Origin of the sequence: Peribacillus sp. NPDC097264 (assembly GCF_050277925.1) — a bacterium.
Lineage (GTDB): Bacteria > Bacillota > Bacilli > Bacillales > DSM-1321 > Peribacillus.
Window position 1 is genome coordinate 20,034 of the sequence record NZ_JBNNSR010000004.1, and the last position, 18,165, is coordinate 38,198.

21 protein-coding genes and 2 riboswitches are annotated in these 18,165 nt (G+C 41.0%); of the genes, 16 read left to right on the forward strand and 5 right to left on the reverse strand.

Features of this window, described 5'->3' with window-relative positions; all coding sequences use genetic code 11:
* Positions 1 to 161: 161 nt before the first annotated feature.
* Together ACQKL0_RS07135 and ACQKL0_RS07140 are read left to right on the forward strand one after the other, a co-directional pair.
* Complete coding sequence (locus tag ACQKL0_RS07135) at positions 162 to 1,325, forward strand: M14 family metallopeptidase (RefSeq protein WP_402956533.1); 1,164 nt, start codon at positions 162 to 164, stop codon at positions 1,323 to 1,325.
* Between the two features lie 169 nt (positions 1,326 to 1,494).
* Positions 1,495 to 2,658, forward strand: coding sequence for a hypothetical protein (locus ACQKL0_RS07140; protein ID WP_402956535.1), 1,164 nt, complete (start codon positions 1,495 to 1,497; stop codon positions 2,656 to 2,658).
* 49 nt (positions 2,659 to 2,707) lie between these two features.
* On the opposite strand, the gene ACQKL0_RS07145 is transcribed toward ACQKL0_RS07140, so the two are convergent.
* Positions 2,708 to 2,881: a DUF2759 domain-containing protein gene (locus tag ACQKL0_RS07145; RefSeq protein ID WP_402869495.1), complete on the reverse strand. Its 174-nt coding sequence runs from the start codon at positions 2,879 to 2,881 to the stop codon at positions 2,708 to 2,710.
* A gap of 231 nt (positions 2,882 to 3,112) precedes the next feature.
* Here ACQKL0_RS07145 and ACQKL0_RS07150 point away from each other — a divergent pair, with 231 nt between their 5' ends.
* Both ACQKL0_RS07150 and ACQKL0_RS07155 read left to right on the forward strand, forming a co-directional pair.
* Entirely contained in the window at positions 3,113 to 3,739 is a 627-nt protein-coding gene (locus ACQKL0_RS07150) for an MBL fold metallo-hydrolase (RefSeq protein WP_427686823.1), read from the forward strand.
* A gap of 111 nt (positions 3,740 to 3,850) precedes the next feature.
* The gene (locus ACQKL0_RS07155; protein ID WP_402869491.1) at positions 3,851 to 4,948 is read left to right on the forward strand and encodes a class I SAM-dependent methyltransferase; all 1,098 of its coding nucleotides are present in this window, start codon (positions 3,851 to 3,853) and stop codon (positions 4,946 to 4,948) included.
* Positions 4,949 to 4,998: 50 nt separating this feature from the next.
* Here ACQKL0_RS07155 and ACQKL0_RS07160 read toward each other — a convergent pair whose 3' ends face one another.
* Together ACQKL0_RS07160 and ACQKL0_RS07165 are read right to left on the reverse strand one after the other, a co-directional pair.
* On the reverse strand, positions 4,999 to 5,241 hold the full coding sequence (locus ACQKL0_RS07160; protein WP_402869489.1) for a DUF2626 domain-containing protein: 243 nt from the start codon (positions 5,239 to 5,241) through the stop codon (positions 4,999 to 5,001).
* A gap of 85 nt (positions 5,242 to 5,326) precedes the next feature.
* Entirely contained in the window at positions 5,327 to 6,028 is a 702-nt protein-coding gene (locus tag ACQKL0_RS07165; protein ID WP_402869487.1) for a helix-turn-helix transcriptional regulator, read from the reverse strand.
* Positions 6,029 to 6,242: 214 nt separating this feature from the next.
* On the opposite strand from ACQKL0_RS07165, the gene ACQKL0_RS07170 reads away from it, so the two are divergent.
* The 9 genes from ACQKL0_RS07170 to ACQKL0_RS07210 all read left to right on the forward strand — a co-directional run bounded on the left by ACQKL0_RS07170 (position 6,243) and on the right by ACQKL0_RS07210 (position 11,052).
* Entirely contained in the window at positions 6,243 to 6,623 is a 381-nt protein-coding gene (locus ACQKL0_RS07170) for a Spx/MgsR family RNA polymerase-binding regulatory protein (protein ID WP_402869485.1), read from the forward strand.
* 101 nt (positions 6,624 to 6,724) lie between these two features.
* Positions 6,725 to 7,801 carry a competence type IV pilus ATPase ComGA gene (gene comGA, locus ACQKL0_RS07175; protein ID WP_403121930.1) on the forward strand — a complete coding sequence of 359 codons (1,077 nt, stop codon included), beginning with the start codon at positions 6,725 to 6,727 and terminating at the stop codon, positions 7,799 to 7,801.
* Positions 7,761 to 8,819 (forward strand): competence type IV pilus assembly protein ComGB, encoded by a 1,059-nt coding sequence (gene comGB / locus ACQKL0_RS07180; RefSeq protein WP_402986237.1) that lies wholly within the window; start codon positions 7,761 to 7,763, stop codon positions 8,817 to 8,819. The genes comGA and comGB overlap by 41 nt, the downstream gene beginning before the upstream one ends.
* A gap of 80 nt (positions 8,820 to 8,899) precedes the next feature.
* Positions 8,900 to 9,208, forward strand: a complete 309-nt coding sequence (comGC, locus tag ACQKL0_RS07185; protein WP_402986235.1) for a competence type IV pilus major pilin ComGC — start codon at positions 8,900 to 8,902, stop codon at positions 9,206 to 9,208.
* Positions 9,209 to 9,248: 40 nt separating this feature from the next.
* Complete coding sequence (comGD, locus tag ACQKL0_RS07190; RefSeq protein ID WP_402869477.1) at positions 9,249 to 9,653, forward strand: competence type IV pilus minor pilin ComGD; 405 nt, start codon at positions 9,249 to 9,251, stop codon at positions 9,651 to 9,653.
* Positions 9,640 to 9,978, forward strand: coding sequence for a hypothetical protein (locus ACQKL0_RS07195; protein ID WP_402869475.1), 339 nt, complete (start codon positions 9,640 to 9,642; stop codon positions 9,976 to 9,978). The genes comGD and ACQKL0_RS07195 overlap by 14 nt, the downstream gene beginning before the upstream one ends.
* Positions 9,926 to 10,405, forward strand: a complete 480-nt coding sequence (gene comGF / locus ACQKL0_RS07200) for a competence type IV pilus minor pilin ComGF (RefSeq protein ID WP_402869473.1) — start codon at positions 9,926 to 9,928, stop codon at positions 10,403 to 10,405. The genes ACQKL0_RS07195 and comGF overlap by 53 nt, the downstream gene beginning before the upstream one ends.
* A 22-nt stretch (positions 10,406 to 10,427) precedes the next feature.
* On the forward strand, positions 10,428 to 10,784 hold the full coding sequence (gene comGG / locus ACQKL0_RS07205) for a competence type IV pilus minor pilin ComGG (protein ID WP_402986232.1): 357 nt from the start codon (positions 10,428 to 10,430) through the stop codon (positions 10,782 to 10,784).
* 70 nt (positions 10,785 to 10,854) lie between these two features.
* Positions 10,855 to 11,052 carry a YqzE family protein gene (locus ACQKL0_RS07210; protein WP_402869469.1) on the forward strand — a complete coding sequence of 66 codons (198 nt, stop codon included), beginning with the start codon at positions 10,855 to 10,857 and terminating at the stop codon, positions 11,050 to 11,052.
* 43 nt (positions 11,053 to 11,095) lie between these two features.
* On the opposite strand, the gene ACQKL0_RS07215 is transcribed toward ACQKL0_RS07210, so the two are convergent.
* Together ACQKL0_RS07215 and ACQKL0_RS07220 are read right to left on the reverse strand one after the other, a co-directional pair.
* Entirely contained in the window at positions 11,096 to 11,893 is a 798-nt protein-coding gene (locus tag ACQKL0_RS07215) for a YqhG family protein (protein WP_402869467.1), read from the reverse strand.
* A complete protein-coding gene (locus ACQKL0_RS07220) occupies positions 11,871 to 13,559 on the reverse strand; it encodes a DEAD/DEAH box helicase (protein WP_402956549.1) in 1,689 nt (562 codons plus the stop codon). The genes ACQKL0_RS07215 and ACQKL0_RS07220 overlap by 23 nt, the downstream gene beginning before the upstream one ends.
* 320 nt (positions 13,560 to 13,879) lie before the next feature.
* Positions 13,880 to 13,974, forward strand: a riboswitch (glycine riboswitch).
* Between the two features lie 3 nt (positions 13,975 to 13,977).
* Positions 13,978 to 14,062: riboswitch (glycine riboswitch) on the forward strand.
* 100 nt (positions 14,063 to 14,162) lie between these two features.
* Here ACQKL0_RS07220 and gcvT point away from each other — a divergent pair.
* Genes gcvT through gcvPB form a run of 3 tightly spaced genes read left to right on the forward strand, consistent with a single transcriptional unit; the run spans position 14,163 to position 18,085 of the window.
* The gene (gene gcvT, locus ACQKL0_RS07225; RefSeq protein WP_427686825.1) at positions 14,163 to 15,269 is read left to right on the forward strand and encodes a glycine cleavage system aminomethyltransferase GcvT; all 1,107 of its coding nucleotides are present in this window, start codon (positions 14,163 to 14,165) and stop codon (positions 15,267 to 15,269) included.
* 18 nt (positions 15,270 to 15,287) lie between these two features.
* Entirely contained in the window at positions 15,288 to 16,631 is a 1,344-nt protein-coding gene (gene gcvPA, locus ACQKL0_RS07230) for an aminomethyl-transferring glycine dehydrogenase subunit GcvPA (RefSeq protein ID WP_403079312.1), read from the forward strand.
* Complete coding sequence (gcvPB, locus tag ACQKL0_RS07235; RefSeq protein WP_402869460.1) at positions 16,628 to 18,085, forward strand: aminomethyl-transferring glycine dehydrogenase subunit GcvPB; 1,458 nt, start codon at positions 16,628 to 16,630, stop codon at positions 18,083 to 18,085. The genes gcvPA and gcvPB overlap by 4 nt, the downstream gene beginning before the upstream one ends.
* Positions 18,086 to 18,165 lie beyond the last annotated feature (80 nt).

Consider the following 18,165-nt stretch of genomic DNA (forward strand, 5'->3'; position numbering starts at 1 on the left):
ATAGATGGAATATTGCAAAAGAAGTGACGGGAACTGAATGTAGGTATTGTTTGGCTCGGTCAATGTCCATGGAAAAGAAAGGGTCCTTTAAAAGGGGAGGTTCTTACATGTTTCCCTTTTTCATTTCATAAATATTAAGGAATGAAAGGGGACGATAGTGGATGATAATCATAAGTAGGAATGGTGACAGTTTGGACTATTACAGTAAACTGTTTCAAATCCCACAGGTGTTGGTGGAGGAGGCTAACAGAGATATCCAAGGCATTCTGCAGGAAGGACTTTATGTGAACATACCGGGGTTTATTCTTCAGAAGGAGTCAAGGAACGATTTTGATCTGGTGACAATCTCCAAACACTATCATTTGCCGCTGGATGCATTGATCCTGGTTAATCAGTCAAACCAAGGACCTTTTTCAGTACCCGTTCGAATCATGGGCCCTCTGCTTAATCCGGTCAAGTTCTATGATTATCAGTCACTTCTGGATGATTTGGAGGCTTTAACCGTACATTACCCATTTATCAAGGTGGAGTCGATTGGAAAGAGTGTGTTAGGCAAAGAGCTGTTGGAAGTAAGAATCGGCCAAGGTGAAAAAGTCATCCATTTTAATGGTTCATTTCATGCAAATGAATGGATCACCTCGGCCATTTTAATGAAATGGCTTAATGATTTGCTTCTCGCCCTAAGCAACGATGATCGCATATGCGGCATAGCGTGTTTGCCTTTTTTTCAGGAAGTGACCATTTCGGTCGTTCCTATGGTCAACCCTGATGGCGTAGACCTTGTACTTAAGGGGGAGGAAGCGGCGGAGGGGTGCGTAGATGTGCTCGAAATGAATAATGGCAACCCTGCTTTTTATGCCTGGAAGGCGAATATACGCGGGGTTGATTTGAACAATCAATACCCTGCCAAGTGGGAGATAGAAAAACAAAGAAAAGTACCACAGGCACCTGCACCGAGGGATTTTCCCGGTGAGGTGTGTTTGTCGGAGCCGGAAGCAATTGCCATGAAAGAATTGGCAGAGAAGCGGAACTTTTGCAGAGTCTTGGCACTCCATACGCAAGGTAAAGAGTTTTACTGGGGGTATGAAGGATGGGAGCCTAAGCAAAGTGAGGAAATCGCTAAAGAGTTTGAAGCGAGAAGCGGGTACCGTGCCGTTCAATATGTTGACAGTCATGCAGGCTATAAAGATTGGTTCATTCAAGAATTCAGGAAAGAGGCCTATACAATAGAGTTGGGCAAGGGGATCAACCCGCTTCCTTTATCCCAGTTTCCTTCTATATATGAAGAATCTGTGCATATTTTAATGGCGGCATTATATATGTGACCATGATTTTTGTCGGAATATACTTCCAAATAAATATAAGGTGATTAATCGCCACATTTCTTCTTTTTTACTTTATAATGAAGAACATAAGAGGTTCATTTGTAATCTCTTACTCTTTCTAATGTCTTGCTCACACATATGCCAGGCGTTTAGTTTCAAAGGAAGGTGTGTGGAGATTAAAGTGTTTAATGCAGCCCTCACTCAATTGCTGCCTATCTGTAAGATGGTAAGTATCGTTTTGTTGTGTATCTCCACTACCCTTCTTCTCTCGGCTTGTGAGCCTTCCAATGACCTTAGTAAACCCGTAGCTGATACGGAAAAAGAAAAATCCCAACACAATCAGGAATCTTCATTGAGCACATTAGAAATCCCGGCTTCAGAAAAGGGAAAAATCGAAGCTATTTATGGTTGGCTCGATTCCAACACCATTTTGTTTTCCGAAAAGAAAGATGGTATGGATTCACCACAGCTGATGGAATGGAATTTGAAAACGAATACTTCAGCTGTTTTTTATCAGCCTTCTTCGGATTTTAGTGAAGTGTCAATCAGTCCAACAGGGGCACATGTGTTGATTTCTTCCTTCACATCAGCAGGTAAAACGGCGATTACGATCTTGGACCGAACGGGTAACCCACAATATTCTCTCGTGTTACCTGCCTACGAATTATCTTTTGAGTGGAATTCGTTCCAAGAGGATATGTTGTTTCTAACCAGTTTTTATGAAGATTGGACATACAGCAGTTATGTGATAAACCCAGAAGAGCAAACGGTTCATTCCCTTGATTTTCCACAGCCTTTCGCTCAATGGGATAGTGGAAATGGGTTGATGTTTCTTGATTGGGATAGGGAAGAACCCGCTTTGACGGCTCCTTTAGAAAGAAAAGCGTTGAATGATGGGACAGTGGAAAACTTAATGCTGGATGTCATTCATTTTAAAAAAGTGAAACACGCGCTTATGACTATTCAAGTGGAGACAGAAAAACAAGATCGAGGTACATACGCATTTTATGATGAGACAAACAAACCGATCCATTCTTTTTCCGTACCACTATTGAAAAGCTTTTCAGATTGGGTTATACCAGCCTACGACATGATTGAAAAGAATAAGGAACTTTTAACGTTCGTTCCTGTAGAATCAAAAGACGCTGACCAATATGAAAGTAAGTTTACTTTAACTAAATTGAATTGGGAAACGGGTACACAAGAAGAATTGATGAAGGACATGGAAAATGAACCATTGAGCTGTTCGCTTGATGGCAGTCTATGCTTATATGGGAATCAATTTGAAAAAATCATTGATATGAAAACCCATCAAATAAAAAAATTATTCTAAGAAATATAATGACTAAATCAAAAGCTCGCCACATGGCGAGCTTTTTCTTTTAATGTGCAACTGGAAAACCGCTGTTGATGATAGTCATGACAGTAAACCAGCCAAATACGGCGGCACTGCCTGCTGCGAAAATGAATCCCAAGAAGTTTCTTTTTTTAATTGTGGTAACTACCGCTGCTAAACCAAGTATCGCCACAAGTCCGAAAATGACCATTAATACCATATCAAAACCCCCTTTTCCCTAATTGAAAACCCAATCCCTAATAATATACCCAGAGATTTAAGTAACTACCAAAAATATGTAGAAAAGATTGCATTTGTTAATATTTTAATATTTTTTCAATTATTTGTCGAGGCCTAAAAGATGACACTTCTATGTCATGGGTAAACTGTATCAACAAAAGAGCCAAATTGGTGTAAGATAAGGGTAATGAAAATATGGGAGTTGTTGAAGATGAAATGGACTCAAATACCTCTAGGACCGTTGCAAACGAATTGTTATATCGTTTCCGACGGACAGAATTGCTTAATTATTGACCCGGGCGAGGAGCCGCAGAAAATAATTCAGTACATACAAACTAAAAAGTTTAAACCGCTGGCCATTTTATTAACCCACGCGCATTTTGATCATATCGGAGCACTGGATGCCATCCGCGATCATTATGAAATTCCTGTGTATATCCATGAAAGGGAGGCCAAATGGCTGCTTGACCCTGCCCTGAATGGTTCACAGAACTGGTTCCCCGATAATCCGATGCGCATGAAGCCGGCTGACCATATCCTTGCCAACGAACAGGAGCTTACTATTGGCGGATTCACTTTTGAAGTGCTTGAAACACCGGGGCACTCGCCGGGCAGCGTCTCCTATTATGCAAAGGAAGAGCGGCTTCTCTTTTCCGGGGACGTCTTGTTTCAGGGAAGTGTAGGAAGAACGGACTTGATAGGTGGCAGTGAATCAGTGCTTTTAAAAAGTATTGATACGAAATTATTGCCCCTTTCTGATGATACAATTGTCTTTCCAGGGCACGGTCCCATTACGACCATTTTAGATGAAAAGAATACGAATCCCTTTCTGAAATAAGAGATGCTACAGGTGCCGGATCAGGTACCTGTTTTTCTTTGAATTATAATTGATTGAATATTTTGACTCGTGTAATTATACTGAAGGTACTCGAAAAAAGGAGGTGGGAATTTGGAAAAGTTCCTGTATGAACTGATAGGAAATAGTCCACATAAAAAAATATCCTATCAGGACTATATGGAAGCTGTTCTTTATTCACCTACTTTAGGCTATTATATGCGTGAAAAAGAGAAGATTGGCATGAACGGTGACTTTTATACATCTGGTAATGTTGGCGATGCATTTGGTAGGACTCTTGCTAGGTGGTTTGTCTTCTTAATGAAGGAAAGGGGGTTGCCGCCTTGTGTCGTTGAAATGGGGGCTGGAAATGGAAAGCTGGCCCATGACATTCTTAAGTATATAAGAGAAGAAGAACCAATGATGTGGGAGGATTTTACATATATCCTAGTGGATAGCAGTCCTTATCATAGGAAACTGCAACAAATGCGGATACCTCCATGCGAACAGGTCGTTTTTGCCACTGATCTCGAAGACTTCCCAATAGTGAAGGGAATCTTGTTTTCTAATGAACTTTTTGATGCATTGCCGGTCCATGTTATCGAAAAGAAAAATGGAGAGCTTGTAGAAATATTCATCACGGTGAAAGAAGATAAATTAGTGGAAATAAAGGAATCCCTTGAAAATCAGGAAATCCACTCCTACCTGGAGGAGCATAATATTGCATTGAAAGAAAATCAGCGTTATGAGGTCCCTTTAAAGATGGTAGAGGAATTTGAGAGAATCGTTAATCGCCTCCATGCGGGTATCCTCCTTACCTTTGATTATGGCTATACGGAACTGGAATGGGGCGAACCAGCTCATCAGCAAGGTAGCTTAAGAGGTTTTTATCAACATAACATGGTCAATGACATACTCCAACGACCAGGGGAAGCGGATCTGACTACGCATATCCATTTTGATACCCTAATCAAACATGGGACTAACCGGGGTCTATCCTTGAGAGATTTCCTGGTGCAACGGGACTTTTTACTGAAAGGGGGAATTCTTGAAGGGCTGAGGGATCACGAAGGAACAAACCCATTCTCCGAACATGCTAAGCGTAACCGTGCGATACGAAGCTTAATCATGCCTGGAGGCCAAAGTGAATACTTTAGGGTTTTAGTACAAACAAAGAATATAGACGAAAAGGTGAAATTGTTTCGTGAATGAGACATGATAAAACCCATGGACCAAGAGTCCATGGGTTATGTATTTTGCTCTTAATGTGCAGCGCCTGGGGTCATCATAAATACGCTCCAGTAGGAAAATCCTGCAAAGAAAACGGTAAGATAGGCACCGAAAACGTAAATATACATGCGTTCAGACAACTTCAGGTAACTCAATAGTACAAAAAATCCGGTTTGTGCGAAGAAAAGTAAAGATGTTTGGTACATATCGCCAAGATAAAAGAAAATTGCCATAACCCCTGTCCAAAATCCACAAACTCTAAACATGCGTTCCATCTGAATACCTCCCTGTGTCTAGTCGTGTTCATACTAAATAATTATAAATGAAATTGTAAGGTAATGTAAAGGATGCCTTTTGTTTCTAGGCGAGGATGGATGCCTTATAAGAACATGTTACGCAATTTTCCATCATATTATCCAATTCCACGATGTGGACATTGGTAAACAACGACTCAAACATTCCTTTTAAGAAGGAGTTGTGCATGGTGCAGATAGTGCTAGGGTCAACTTTGGCAACTTCTTTAAAGGGACAGTTATAAATTCTGAAGTGAATTTTATTTTCCGCCTCATCTGCCTGTATTTCAGGAGAGAACCCTGCAATTGATGCTGCATTTTTAAGCATGTTGACTTTTTCATCAAAGGTCAAGTCATCGATTGAGGTTGATTTAAGTTTGATTTGTTGGTGGATCAACTCTTCTCCAAATGTTTTTCCAGTTTCATAGAGCGCCTGTATGCCTGCTTCGCCGAGTGTCATCATAGTCTGGATGGCAATTTTTGAAAGTAACTGATAATCCCTGAAAGGAAAATGAAGTTGAATGACTTTATCCGATAAGTGGTAAATCCTGCTCGGACGGCCACCTTTTCCAGTTTTCCGTGCCTCTGATGTAAGCATATCAACATCTTCAAGTTTTGATAAATGAAGACGGGCAACATTTGGATGGATTTCAAAGGAGTCTGCAATTTGCTGGACTGAGACTCCTTGATGATTATTCACGATATATTGATAGATATAATATCGGGTTGGATCGGCTAATACGTTGGTAATTCTTAACGTTTGTTCCATTGTGCCCTCCTAAAATTCCAAGTTTAACTAATTATATTATAATACAGGCAAAAAAAATTGGAATGAAAGAAAGAACAAATTTCCCTTATTTAAGAAAAAGTTCACATTTCAATTGGATTTATAGTGCAAATGTATATACAAATGTTATACAAATATTGTACAATTCCATTATGGAAATCAAAAACAATAATTTGTGAACGGAGAGTGATGAAGGATGAATCGATTAACTTTCTATTCTTATCCAAGTTGTACTTCTTGCCGTAAAACAAAGAAGTGGTTGAAAGCCAACCATGTTAGCTTTGATGAGCGTCATTTATTCAAAGATACACCGAATGAAGAAGAATTGAAGAGAATCCTTGAATTAACAACCGAAGGAATGGATGAGGTATTGGCAACAAGAAGCGAAGCGTACAAAAAATTAAACGTGAACATTGATGAGATGATGCTTTCCGATGTACTCCATCTATTGACGAATGAGCCTAAATTATTGAGACGTCCGATTCTCATAGACGGTGAAAAGTTAGTGATTGGTCATAATGAAGATGCTTTACGAAATTTGGTTTCCCATAACTCAGAATTGAAAATGAGCATATAAGTCTATTCTCGAATTTTTTTTCGAGAATTTTTTTTATTTAGAAGGAATTTGTCTTATAACGTCGAAATTCTACTACAAGAAAATCTGGAGGTGATGAATGATTGATATCAACTGAAAAAACAGCAGAAAAAATCCTTACCAGTGCCATTAGGCTCTCGGCATCGGACATCCACGTTTTACCACGCAAGGAAGGCCCACTTATTCAATTTAGAATCGACAACAAGCTCGTACCACAAGAAACCCTATCCTTTTTTGAAACCGAGAGGCTCATTTCCCATCTTAAATTTCTTGCCGCAATGGATATTGGCGAGAAAAGAAGGCCCCAAAGCGGAGCCATTACCGTCAATCTCGCCAATAAAGTGGTTGGACTTCGCCTTTCCACCCTACCCACAGCTCACTCCGAGAGTTTGGTTATCCGTTTAATTCCTCAACAGAATATCCTACCTCTAGAACAGTTATCCTTATTTCCCAATACCGCTCAAAAACTGATAGCGCTTTTGAAACATTCCCATGGGATGATCATTTTCACGGGTCCTACTGGAAGTGGGAAAACGACAACATTATACTCCTTGCTTCATCATGCACAAGAAATGATTAACCGAAATGTCATCACGCTTGAGGATCCTATAGAAAATGAATCTGATAAAGTGTTACAGGTCCAAATTAATGAAAAGGCCGGCATTACGTATTCAGTCGGTTTAAAAGCGGCACTTAGACATGATCCCGATATTATCATGGTCGGGGAAATTAGGGATTCCGAAACGGCAAAGATTGCAGTACGGGCCGCATTGACCGGGCATCTAATCCTCACTACTATGCATACAAGGGATGCTCAAGGAGCCATTTCTAGGCTTCTAGAGTTCGGTGTAAGCTGGCTGGAGATTGAACAGAGTTTGATTGGCGTGACGGCGCAAAGACTGGTGGAATTGAAATGCCCGCATTGTGAGGGCGAGTGTGCACCCGATTGTTCCATGACCTACCGAAATAAAAGGGCCAGCGTATATGAGTTGCTGACTGGAAAAAGTCTAGCGGAAGTCTTGAAGGTGACGAAAGAGGAAAAAGGAAAGGGGAAAGCCACCTATCGTCAGCTGAAAGACGAAATTGGGAAAGCGGTAGCGATGGGCTATGTGAATCTCGATGAATTTGAACGGTTGGTTTACGAAGAAACCAAAAAGTAAATGGACGTTGAAAGAACAAGCTGTCTTTATAACGAAGCTGGGCGAATTATTAGCTCATGGTTATCCTTTAGCCGAGGCGATCCACTTCCTGGAATTTCAGGAATCCAGGAAAAAGGCCGGGGATTTCAATCAGGCCATTCAGGATTTAAGGAGTGGGCACCCTTTGCATCAAGTGTTGACGAATCTTACGTTTCATCCAGAGCTTGTAAGTTTTATATTTTATGGCGAACAATATGGCGACCTTGATCGAGCATTGAAGGAAGGTGGGGACTACTGGAAGAAACGGACGGAAGATACAGAAAAAGTGAAAAAACTCATGATCTATCCGATTTTCCTGTTCTTTTTTGTGAGCATTGTATTTTATGTACTGCAAAGTGTCCTTCTCCCCAAGTTTCAGACGATTTTTCAGACGATGAATGTTAAACAGAATATGATCCTGAATGTGTTGGCTGCATCCTCAGTCATCCTCCCGCTGATCCCCTTCATCCTACTTGGAATGCTCCTTATCTTCTATTTATTCAAACAATTCTGGTTCGACAAACTATGTCCATTAAGACAACGGCGATTATTGATGAAGATTCCGTTGGCAGGACCCTTCATCAAGTTGTATGAAACGTATTTTTTTGCAAGTCAGTTCAGCGGTCTCCTCGCTGGTGGACTTTCTATTAATGAGAGCATTAAATTATTCTCCGTAAACCAGCAGCAACCATTTTATCAAAAGCTTTGCTCCATCATTAAAGATGATTTAATGGAGGGCAGGTCGCTAGAAACCATCTTTCAAGAGCAACCCTACTTTGATAAGAACTTGTCGATTATCGCAGCGAATGGACAAAAGTATGGCAGGCTTGATTCTGAGTTACTCCATTACAGCCGTTTTTTATTGGAAAAGATTGAAGAGAGGATGAACACCATCATGAAAGTCATACAACCTCTTCTTTTTTCTATAATCGGGCTATTGATTATTTCTATTTATATGGCTGTCTTATTGCCGATGTTTTCTCTACTAGATGGAATATAAGGTACAAGAAAAAATGGGAGGTGAATCTGCTCAGAAAATATTGAGTGCATTCTTGTTATTTTCGTAATTAGCAGATTAATATGAAGAAATATTTAAACGAAAAAGGCTTTACGTTAATTGAAATGCTTATTGTATTGCTCGTCATCTCGATTCTGCTGATTATCACCATACCGAACATCACGAAGCATCAATCGACCATCCATTCTAAGGGGTGTGAGGCTTTTGTCAAAATGGTTCAGGCCCAAGTCCAAGCTTATGAGATAGACAATTCCAAGTTGCCTTCCGGTATTAATGATTTGGAAACTCAAGGATACCTTAAACAGAAATCCTGTCCGAATGGGGACGGCATCAGCATTGACAATAAAGGAAAGGTTACAGTCGTTGAGTAGAAAATTCGGGGAGGATAGCCCTTCCTCCGGAGGATTCACCATGTCCGAGACCCTGATTGTCCTTGTGGTATTTATTCTATTAAGCACTCTAGGCCTTAACCTATATCCAAGTTTTTCAAAGGGAATGCAAAATAAGATGTTCCTTAATCAATTGAATGAAGATATTTTTTATGCACAACAGTATGCAATAAGTCACGAAAGCTTGATTTATTTCTATGTGGATAACGATATTTACACGATTTACTCTTATAAGGAAGAAGTGATACTAGAGAGAAAGATACCGCCGGACGTACAGTTCATGAATGGGACATTAGGGGCTTCTTTTTATTTCAATCAATATGGAAATGCTTCAAAAGCCGGTACGATGACCATTGATACTTCAAAGGGGAAATACAAGCTGGTGGTCAATATCGGTAAAGGGAGGTTCAGGATTGAGAAACAGTAAAGGATACGTCTACTTAGAAATGATAGCCTCTTTTTCCATTTGTGTATTCCTAGTGATTTCCATGCTTCCTATTCTTGAAGATTCGATGTCCAATCGTAAGAACGTAGTTTTGAGGGCGGATGCCCATCATTTGCTGTATGAAAGATTGTTGGCATATATGGATGGGGAAATACAGGCTATCCACGAAGAAATTACGTACCAGGAAAAATCGTATGAATTGACCTGGAATGTCCAAAAGGAGTTTCCGGATATGGTTGAAGGATGTGTCCGATATGAAAATGCAAAGGGGAAGTATGAATCGATTTGTGATGTTGCGAAAAAGTGAAGGGTTTACCATGATTGAAATGCTCTTTTCCTTAATGATCCTGCTGACCCTTTCCCTTTTTATCCTCCAGTTTTTCTCAATCATTCAATCCCAGATAGGAACAAAAAATAGAATACATCCTAAAGAGTGGGAGATCTTTACGTTGCAAATGCAACAGGAAGTCAGAAGCTCCAAAAGCCAGGATGTTGTGGGGAATAAATTATATTTACTTTCAGGAGAGGATTTGTCTTTAATCGAGCAATATAATGACAAGCTTAGAAGACGGGTTAACGGGGAGGGCCATGAGGTCATACTCCAGAACATTTCGAATGTGAAGGTTGAAAAGGATGGCAACGTCATCGTGCTCAATATAACGGATAAAGCAGGTCAGACCTTTATACGAAGGTTCCATCCCTTCATTAAAAGTGAGTTGGTGGCTGATGAATAATCAAAAAGGAGTCATATTCCCAATGGTTATGATTATAGCTAGTGTTTTTATCATGTTCACGATACTGATGATTGATCAATTCATTATTGATAAAAAATTTTATAAAGAAGTAGAAGAGACCTTACTTTCCGATCACTTAGTGCATCTGGCCGTTAATGAAGTGACAGCCGAATGGGAGGATGAGGTACCCAAAAGCATTCAGGGGGAAATCGCCTATCCTAATGGTGATGTTCACTATAGGTTAACGAAGCAGGATGTGCGATATGCCTATATCGAATTTTCTTCTATCACCAAAAATAAGCGAGCAGGCCGAATCATCATTCTATATGATAAAAAACTAGGTAGAGTGATAGAATGGATAGAAAAACTGAAGGACTAACATGTCGATTTATGGTGAATACGAATATGGAATACGAATATGGGGCATACTTGGTCATGGGTGATAATGTATGTCTACGAACGCTTATATCAAATATATTACACAGCAAATCGTACAGTATTTCAATTTAACCAAGAGAGAAAGAAAAGAAAAGCGCCGTCATCGGAAAGAGGATAAGGAGCCTAGAGTTTCTCACTGGTTTGGGATTGTCCCTTTCGCCGTGTCCATGTTCATTAAAAAAGTCAAAAAAAGAAAGCAGATGTCTTGAATTCATAGACATCTGCTTTTCTTAATGATTGCTAAAGAGACCATTATGCTAATGATTGGTCGGATAAATAGAATAGCCCGCCATTGATGATGGTAATTTGGATATTTGGCTCATATTGGGCTTGCAATGCCTGTTTCTCAGTAAAATAGCTTTCGCTTTTATCTTCCATATCCTTATAAAAATGTTCCAATAGATTCAAGTCTGTCTGCCACCGTTCCATCGCTTCTTCCGCCCAGGTATGATCATCATTCTCGAAGCTTTTACGAATATATGTATCGAGTCTGGATAGCCCGCTTTTAGGCATGATCAAGGGGGAAAGTGTAAAAGAATAATCCGGTATTTTGGGAGTGACCTTGACCGACAGGAGACGCTCATGAAATCCTTCTATGAATTCACCGGAAATTAAATTAAGTCCTATGGACATGAAGATATCTTTTTTTCTGTCACACTGATAAGAGATTTTTACATTTTGGGTGAGCCAAGGAAAAAGTGGACTTTGGCCCGTCTTCAAGGGAGGCCTATCCTCAAAAAGCCTGATGAAACCTGCCAGCCTCTTGGTCGACTGGATAATTTGGTGGAGCCGTGGCGAACCAAAATGAATGATTTCCCCTTTCAAATCAGGCGGTGCCAGTTCGGGATGGGTGATGAACGTAAGCATGCCAGGATTCGGTATCCCACCGGTTTTTTCGAGATAGTGCCAGTAAAAAGGTCTGTTCATGAGTTCCTTATCCATTTCGATCGTTAACTGAACAGTGAGATATGAAGAGGTATTTTCCAACACCTCACATGCGTTGGATTGAAAGTAGGTTATTAAAAAATCATGAATTTCCTGTTGCTGCATGGATTTCACCATCCTTCATAGCTTGTGCGAACTGAATCATGGAAGACAAATTATCCATTTTAATTTTCATTTCTCCTTCTGATTTGGACTCTCCGACAACATCAATTAAATATTCCTCGATATTGTTAATATCCAACTTCGTTAAAATATCATCCAATTCTCCAATTACCTTTTCAAATAAGTGGATTTTTTCATATAGCAATTTCAAAATATGTTCTTCGACTGTATTTTTAGTGGCAAAGTTATAAATCATGACGTCTTCTTCTTGACCAAGTCGATGAATCCGTCCAATCCTTTGTTCCAACCTCATTGGATTCCAAGGCAAATCAAAATTGATCAAGTGATGGCAAAACTGTAGGTTGATTCCTTCTCCTCCGGCTTCGGTGGCAATCAATACCTGGATTTTCTTCTGGAATAGTTCCTTCATCCAATCTTTTTTACCACGCTTAAACCCTCCGCGGAATGGAACGGATGAAATGCCATGCTGTTGCAGGTACCATTGTAGATAAAGCTGTGTAGCACGATATTCGGTGAAAATAATGACCTTGTCATCAATTTTCTTAATCAGTTCCAAAGCCTTCTCTGCCTTTGAATTTTGTTCGGTGAGGTTTACTTTCTCAAACAGATCATCTAATCTTGCTTCAAAGTCAGCCGATGGTTCTTTGTATTTTTCCTTCATATTCTTCAATGTATAGTAGACTGCTTCTCGGCTGCTGCATGCTTCCCTTTGAAGGGTGAGTGAAGAAAAAGCACTTCCTTTTGTTCCGTCTGATATTGGTTTAAACTTCGTTACGGCATCATACAAGGCTTGTTCAGTTGGTGAAAATTCAATGATGATCGTCTCTACACGCCGTTTCGTCCATTCGATTCCAGTATCGGCACGTCGGTTTCTTATCATGACCGTATTGACAAGCTCCTTTAAGTGCTCATCTTCTAGAATGTTCCGGCCTTTCCCTTTGTATTTTTCGGAAAAGAGTGCGGCATTTCCTAGGTGTCCAGGCTTTAATAATGAAACGAGATTAAAGATTTCCTCGATTTTATTCTGAATGGGTGTAGCAGTCAGCAATAAACAGAATTTCTTTTTAAGATTTTGGACAAATTCATAATTTTTCGTTTTATTATTTTTAAGTTTATGAGCTTCATCAATAATGATAAAGTCATATTCTTGATTGAAAATGATATCCCGATGGGGGGCTCGCTTAGCCGTATCGATGGAGGATATGACGATGTCGCATGATTCCCATACATAACTCTTCCTTTGAACGACTGCAGGAATATGAAACTTCGTATTCAGTTCGAAAGCCCATTGGGTGACAAGTGATGCGGGTACAAGGATCAAAACCTTTTTAACCAGTCCCCGAATCATATATTCTTTTAAAATCAATCCCGCTTCGATAGTCTTACCAAGACCGACCTCATCAGCCAATATGGCTTTGCCATTCATCTGTTCAACCACCTGACGTGCAGCCTCTAATTGATGGGGAAGGGGAGTCAGTTGTTGAAGGTGCTTAGGCGCTTGTAAGCCTTCGAAATCAGGAATAATTAGGTTCTCTTCCATTTGGATGGCCAGTTTATAAAGATCCCAATTTCCCCATGGACCGTCGTTTTCCATCTTTTGCAGAAATTCATCATTCCAATCAGAACTGAAGGATATATTGATTTTCATTGATTCTTGCTCCTTCTTAAAACATAATTTTCTTAGTTTCTTTAGACCATGAACTTTTTTATAGGTTAATAAAATCTTTCTCCACGAAAGTTATTGCAGAGTAAAGTATCTTAGGGTAGGATGTAAATATATTTAGAAAATTGCAATAGTAATGAAGTTAGAAGGAAAATATTCTTCTTGGATAATAATTTTAGTTATTATAGTATTAGCATTTGGATAGTGCTTTATCCAAAGATCAACAATGAGCAGATTGGTACCCATTTCACGCAAATGGATGACCATCAGGTGGGAAATTTTCAGTCTTTTCCATCAATATGCGGGTGAGGATAAGGGGAGAGACTACCATCTACATATGTAGCGCCGAAGGAGCAAACTTAGCAGTGAATCTCTCAGGCAAATGAACTCTTATCGGACGCGACTCTGGAGAGCGCCGATTATTTAATGACGGCCACCAAAGGGGAAAACCTATAATAATAGGTAAACTTTCAGGTTTCAGGACAGAGAAAAAGCCATTTTGGCTTTCTCTGTCCTTTTTTGTGTCTTTTTTTAAGGAATATCAGGTGAAAGAAGAGAACAAGCAAAAAAATTGAAGGAGGTCATTTTTTGAGCAATTTAAAAAGAACGCCATTATTCGAGGTTTACAGTGAGCACGGTGGAAAAACGATCGATTTTGGTGGGTGGGAACTGCCTGTGCAGTTTACCGGCATAAAAGATGAACACGAAGCTGTGCGTACAAGAGGTGGCTTATTTGATGTGTCGCATATGGGAGAGATTGAGGTAAAAGGTTTCGGGAGCCTTTCTTATTTACAAAAGATGCTGACGAATGACGTAGCCAAGCTGAAACAGGGAGGAGCGCTATACACAGCCATGTGTTATGAAAATGGGGGGACCGTGGACGATCTTATCGTTTACCAAAAAGCGGAAGAGGATTATCTGCTTGTGGTCAATGCAGCCAACATCGAGAAAGACTTCAATTGGCTTCAGGCGAATGGTATGGAAGGTGTCAGCATCAATAATGTTTCAAACGATTATGCGCAACTTGCTCTGCAGGGTCCTCGAGCGGAGAAAGTATTGCAGAAGATTACCGACCAAACTGATTTAAGCACAATTGGCTTTTTTAAATTTAAAGAAGACGTCCACATTCATAATATATCCACGATGGTTTCACGTACAGGGTATACGGGGGAAGATGGTTTCGAGATATATTGCCGAAGTGAGGATGGTCCAGCCCTCTGGAGAAAAATTTTGGAAGCTGGTAAAGATGATGGGATACAACCGATTGGACTGGGGGCCCGTGATACCCTTCGGTTCGAAGCAAAACTACCGCTTTATGGTCAAGAGCTTTCGCCGGATATCACCCCAATCGAAGCGGGGATTGGTTTTGCGGTTAAACCGGATAAGGCGTCAGACTTTTTTGGGAAAGCCGTGCTTGCCGAACAAAAGGAAAAAGGGGCACCACGTAAGCTTGTTGGCATCGAAATGATTGACAGAGGCATACCTCGGTATGGCTATAAAGTATATAACGGGGAGAAACTCATTGGCGAAGTGACGACAGGGACTCAGTCACCAACATTGAATAAAAATGTAGGATTGGTCCTTATCGATAAGAATCACTCAAGTCTATCCACGGAAGTAGAAGTGGAAATCCGTTCTAAGAGACTGAAAGCCATTGTTATCCAAACACCTTTTTATAAAAATACACGAAAATAGAAGGGAATGGTCCATAAGATGAAACATCGTTACTTACCGATGACAGAGCAGGATAAAAAAGAAATGTTGGAAGTTATAGGGGTCACAACCGTCGATGATCTCTTCAGCGATATACCAGAAAATGTCCGATTTCAAGGTGAATATGACATAAAACCAGCAAAATCAGAGCCAGCCTTAATGAAGGAACTATCGAAACTGGCTTCCAAAAATGCGGATTTGAAAAACTATGCATCTTTCCTTGGGGCTGGCGTGTATGATCATTATTCGCCTGTCATCGTCGATCACGTCCTATCCCGTTCGGAGTTTTATACAGCCTACACTCCCTATCAACCGGAAATTTCTCAAGGAGAGCTTCAGGCCATCTTTGAATATCAAACGATGATATGTGAATTGACGGGTATGGAGGTGGCGAATTCCTCGATGTATGACGGTGGAACAGCCTTAGCCGAAGCGGCCATGCTTGCCGCCGGACAAACGCGCCGGAAAAAGATTCTATTATCATCTACTGTCCATCCTGAATCAAGGGAAGTGGTGAAAACCTACGCAAAGGGTCAACGGGTGGAGGTCATCGAGATTCCTCATAAAGACGGAGTCACAGATATTGCTGCTTTAAAAGACCTGGCTTCGGATGATATTGCAGGTGTCATCGTACAGTACCCCAACTTCTTTGGACGCATCGAACCGTTGAAGGAAATGGAAGCAATCATACATAACGAGAAATCGATGTTTATCGTATCGAGTAATCCGCTTGCACTTGGTGCATTGACTCCGCCGGGAAAACTCGGTGCCGATATCGTGACAGGTGATGCTCAGCCATTCGGCATTCCTGCCGCATTCGGCGGACCTCATTGCGGATATTTCGCGGTCACGAAAAAACTGCTACGGAAAGTCCCGGGCCGTTTAGTCGGTCAGACAGTGGATGAGGATGGAAAACGGGGCTTCGTATTGACGCTCCAAGCACGTGAGCAACATATACGCCGTGACAAAGCTACATCCAATATTTGTTCCAATCAGGCATTGAACGCATTGGCAGCCTCTGTAGCCATGACTGCTCTAGGGAAAAAAGGCGTCAGAGAAATGGCCGTCCAGAATATTCAAAAAGCCCATTACGCAAAAAAGACGCTCCAAGCACAAGGAATTGAAGTGGTCTTTGAAGGACCTTCGTTTAATGAATTTGTCATTAAGTTGCCTCTTCCCTACAAAGATATCAATAAGAGGCTCTTTGAAAAAGAAATGATTGGTGGTTTTGACCTGGGCTCCGTTTATCCCGAGTTGAAAAATCATATGCTAGTGGCTGTAACGGAACTAAGAACAAAAGAAGAAATCGATGCATTTGCGCAGGAACTGGGGGATCAACTATGAATAATCAAGATCAATCACTCATTTTTGAAATCAGTACAGCCGGTCGAATCGGGTATAGCCTTCCTGAAATGGATGTAGCGGATATTCCACTAGAAGAAATCCTGCCTGTGGAATATATACGTACGGAGGAAGCCGAGCTTCCGGAAGTTTCCGAGCTTGATATCATGCGTCATTATACGGCTTTATCCAAACGGAACCATGGAGTGGACTCTGGGTTTTATCCACTCGGCTCCTGTACGATGAAATATAATCCGAAAATTAATGAAAATGTCGCCAGGTACAATGGTTTTGCCCATATCCATCCATACCAGGACCCAGAAACCGTCCAAGGTGCTCTAGAGTTGTTATTTGATCTTCAGGAACATTTGACGGAAATTACAGGAATGGATCAAGTGACCTTGCAGCCTGCTGCCGGGGCGCATGGTGAATGGACTGGGCTCATGATGATCAGGGCTTTCCATGAAGCGAATGGAGATGTAAACCGTACGAAAGTCATCGTCCCCGATTCGGCCCATGGAACGAACCCGGCTTCGGCAACAGTTGCCGGACTAGAGACGATTACGGTAAAATCCAATGAATTCGGGCTCGTGGACCTTGAAGACTTGAAGCGAGTGGTAGGACCAGATACAGCAGCATTAATGCTTACGAATCCAAATACATTAGGCTTATTCGAAGAGGATATCCTGGAGATGGCACAGCTTGTCCATGACGCCGGTGGAAAGCTTTATTATGACGGGGCTAACCTGAATGCTGTTCTTTCCAAAGTGCGTCCAGGAGATATGGGTTTTGACGTTGTTCATTTAAATCTCCATAAAACATTCACTGGACCCCATGGCGGAGGAGGACCTGGTTCAGGTCCGGTTGGGGTGAAGTCGGATTTAATTCCCTATTTGCCTAAACCGATCGTGACAAAAGAGGGCGATCAGTTTGTCCTTGATTATGACCGTCCACAATCCATTGGAAGGGTCAAGCCCTATTATGGGAACTTCGGCATCAATGTAAGGGCTTATACGTACATAAGGTCAATGGGACCGGATGGACTTAAGGCCGTTACGGAGAATGCCGTCATCAATGCAAATTATATGATGCGACGTTTGGAACCATTTTTCGATTTGCCATATAATCGCCATTGTAAGCATGAATTTGTATTGAGTGGTCGGAGGCAAAAGCAGTTGGGAGTCCGTACATTAGATATTGCGAAAAGACTACTTGATTTTGGGTATCATCCACCAACCATATATTTTCCGTTAAATGTAGAAGAAGGAATGATGATCGAACCGACGGAAACGGAGTCAAAAGAAACACTGGACGCTTTCATAGATGCAATGATACAAATAGCCAAGGAAGCCGAAGAAACCCCTGAAATCGTTCAGGAGGCTCCCCATACCACGGTTATTAAACGCCTGGATGAAACATTGGCCGCTAGAAAACCAATTCTTCGTTATCAAGCATGATGCTGAAAAAACCCCTGCCAGATGGCGGGGGGTTTTTTATTTGGTAAAATTCATATGTATCTCGGGAAATAACATGCTTG

Coding starts and splice junctions, on each gene's coding strand:
- ACQKL0_RS07135 (WP_402956533.1), top strand. CDS start 162: ATGATAATCATAAGTAGGAATGGTGACAGTTTGGACTATTACAGTAAA.
- ACQKL0_RS07145 (WP_402869495.1), bottom strand. CDS start 2,881: ATGGTATTAATGGTCATTTTCGGACTTGTGGCGATACTTGGTTTAGCA.
- ACQKL0_RS07150 (WP_427686823.1), top strand. CDS start 3,113: ATGAAATGGACTCAAATACCTCTAGGACCGTTGCAAACGAATTGTTAT.
- ACQKL0_RS07160 (WP_402869489.1), bottom strand. CDS start 5,241: ATGGAACGCATGTTTAGAGTTTGTGGATTTTGGACAGGGGTTATGGCA.
- ACQKL0_RS07165 (WP_402869487.1), bottom strand. CDS start 6,028: ATGGAACAAACGTTAAGAATTACCAACGTATTAGCCGATCCAACCCGA.
- ACQKL0_RS07170 (WP_402869485.1), top strand. CDS start 6,243: ATGAATCGATTAACTTTCTATTCTTATCCAAGTTGTACTTCTTGCCGT.
- comGB (WP_402986237.1), top strand. CDS start 7,761: ATGAATTTGAACGGTTGGTTTACGAAGAAACCAAAAAGTAAATGGACG.
- comGC (WP_402986235.1), top strand. CDS start 8,900: ATGAAGAAATATTTAAACGAAAAAGGCTTTACGTTAATTGAAATGCTT.
- comGD (WP_402869477.1), top strand. CDS start 9,249: ATGTCCGAGACCCTGATTGTCCTTGTGGTATTTATTCTATTAAGCACT.
- comGF (WP_402869473.1), top strand. CDS start 9,926: ATGAAAATGCAAAGGGGAAGTATGAATCGATTTGTGATGTTGCGAAAA.
- comGG (WP_402986232.1), top strand. CDS start 10,428: ATGGTTATGATTATAGCTAGTGTTTTTATCATGTTCACGATACTGATG.
- ACQKL0_RS07210 (WP_402869469.1), top strand. CDS start 10,855: ATGTCTACGAACGCTTATATCAAATATATTACACAGCAAATCGTACAG.
- ACQKL0_RS07215 (WP_402869467.1), bottom strand. CDS start 11,893: ATGCAGCAACAGGAAATTCATGATTTTTTAATAACCTACTTTCAATCC.
- ACQKL0_RS07220 (WP_402956549.1), bottom strand. CDS start 13,559: ATGAAAATCAATATATCCTTCAGTTCTGATTGGAATGATGAATTTCTG.
- gcvPA (WP_403079312.1), top strand. CDS start 15,288: ATGAAACATCGTTACTTACCGATGACAGAGCAGGATAAAAAAGAAATG.
- gcvPB (WP_402869460.1), top strand. CDS start 16,628: ATGAATAATCAAGATCAATCACTCATTTTTGAAATCAGTACAGCCGGT.